We start from the raw sequence: 559 nt of genomic DNA, 5'->3' as shown, positions 1-559 counted from the left end.
TCGGTGATCATCAGGAGCCTGGCGTGTTCAGGGTGGGGCGGGTGCCGCCAGAGGCGTTCTGGCGCAGCAGCTGCTCGTAGAACGCAAGCGTCTCGCGGCCGACACGATCCCAGGTGTAGGTCTGGCCGGCTGCGCGCGCTGCTGCTGCCATGCGCAGGAAATCGGCCGGGTGATCAATCAGATCCATGCAGGCCTGGGCCATCGCCTCGCAGTCGCCCGTCGGCGCAAGCACACCGCTCTCGCGGTGGCGGATCACATCGTGCATGCCGCCGTTGTCTGCTGCCACGACGCACAGGCCACGCGCCATCGCCTCGATGAAGGCCTTGCCGAAGCCTTCGAACAGCGAGGGGAACACGAAGATGCCATGCGCGTCGTAGAGCTCACGCAGCTGCTGCTGCGGTTGCCATGGCAGGAAGTGCACGCGCGCCAACACGGCCCGGTCCGTGAACAGCCCACGCGCGGCAGCATGGTTACGCCCCTCACAGACCCAGGTGAAGCTGGCCTGGGGCCGCGCCTGCAGCACCTGCTGGGCCACCTGCGCCACGAAGAACGGCGCCTT

The 559-nt window shown here is 67.6% G+C and carries 1 protein-coding gene; it reads right to left on the bottom strand.

Going from position 1 to position 559, the window contains the following annotated elements; all coding sequences use genetic code 11:
- Positions 1–10 precede the first annotated feature (10 nt).
- Positions 11–559: glycosyltransferase family 4 protein (locus ACLD7X_RS18090; protein ID WP_411425074.1), on the bottom strand; the 549-nt coding region annotated here is incomplete at its 5' end.

The sequence above is a fragment of the Aphanothece microscopica RSMan92 genome, from assembly GCF_046613545.2.
Classification (GTDB): domain Bacteria; phylum Cyanobacteriota; class Cyanobacteriia; order PCC-6307; family Cyanobiaceae; genus NIES-981.
Note: the sequence above shows the minus strand (reverse complement) of the source record. Positions and strands in the feature narration are given on the sequence as shown.